Source organism: Streptomyces sp. NTD91, assembly GCF_059510455.1.
This window is the reverse complement of the sequence record NZ_JCAJZW010000127.1, coordinates 1-1,197: the sequence shown is the minus strand read 5'-3', so window position 1 is coordinate 1,197 and position 1,197 is coordinate 1. Positions and strand designations below refer to the sequence as shown.

Sequence of the window (1,197 nt, the reverse complement as noted above, 5' to 3'; positions counted from 1 at the left end):
CTCCTGCGCGTGAGCCACGCCTTCCACTCCCCGCTCATGGAGCCCATGCTCGCCGACTTCCGCAAGGTCGCCGAGAACCTGTCGTACGACCGGCCGCAGCTCCCCATCGTCTCGACGGTGACCGGTGTCTCCGCCACCGACGAAGAGCTGACCTCTGTCGAGTACTGGGTGAACCACGTCCGCCGTACCGTCCGCTACGGCGACGCCGTACGCACCCTCGCCGACGAGCACGCCACCGCCCGCTTCCTGGAGCTGGGCCCCGACGGCACCCTCACCGCGCTCGGGCAGGACTGTGTGGCGGACGAAGACGGAAGGTTCTTCGTCCCGGTGCTGCGCAAGGACCGTCCGGAAGCCGTGTCCGTGGTGTCCGCCGTGGCCGCGGCGTTCGCCCGTGGTGCCGAGGTCGACTGGTCGCGGGTGTTCCCGGTCGCGGAGCCGGTGGAGTTGCCGACGTACGCCTTCCAGCACGAGACGTACTGGCCGGCTCCCGCGCGGCCGAAGGCCGGTGTCGGCACGGACGGTGAGATCGACGCCCGGTTCTGGGAGGCGGTCGAGCGGGAGGACCTCGAGACGCTGGCGGGGGAGTTGCACCTGGAGCAGGACGTCGTGGGCGCGGTGCTGCCCGCTCTGAGCTCCTGGCGTCGCCAGCGCCGTGAACACGCCGACTTGGACGCCCTGCGCTACCGCGTCGAATGGCGGCCCCTCGCCGGCGTACAAGCCTCCGCCACGCTCTCCGGGCGCTGGCTGGTGATCGAGCCGGCCGCCCACGCCGACGACGGCTGGGCGCAGGCGGTGATCGACGCGCTCACCGCGCGCGGCGCCGAGGTGGAGCGACTGACCCACGCGACCGGTGCGGGCCGCGCCGAACTGGCCGCGCGCCTCGAAGGCGTCGGGGCCGTCGCGGGCGTGGTGTCGCTGCTGTCCCTCGCAAACGAAGTCGAGGGCGCCGCCGCCCCCTTGGCCGTCTCCACCACCCTCACTCTTGTGCAGGCTCTGGGCGACGCCGGCGTGGTGGCACTGCTGTGGGCGGTCACCCGTGGCGCGGTGTCGGGGGGCCGGTCCGATGGTGCCGTGGACCCGGTACAGGCCGCCGTCTGGGGCCTCGGCCGCGTGGCCGCCTTGGAGGCGCCCGGCCGTTGGGGTGGCCTGATCGACCTGCCCCCGCTGGTCGACGGCCGTACGACCGGCCGTCTCGCC

The 1,197-nt window shown here is 73.4% G+C and carries 1 protein-coding gene; it reads left to right on the top strand.

Annotation, left to right across the window (positions count from 1 at the left end):
* Positions 1-1,197, top strand: a 1,197-nt coding sequence (locus AC5WRT_RS38860; protein WP_496101095.1) for a SpnB-like Rossmann fold domain-containing protein, incomplete at both ends; no start/stop codon positions are given.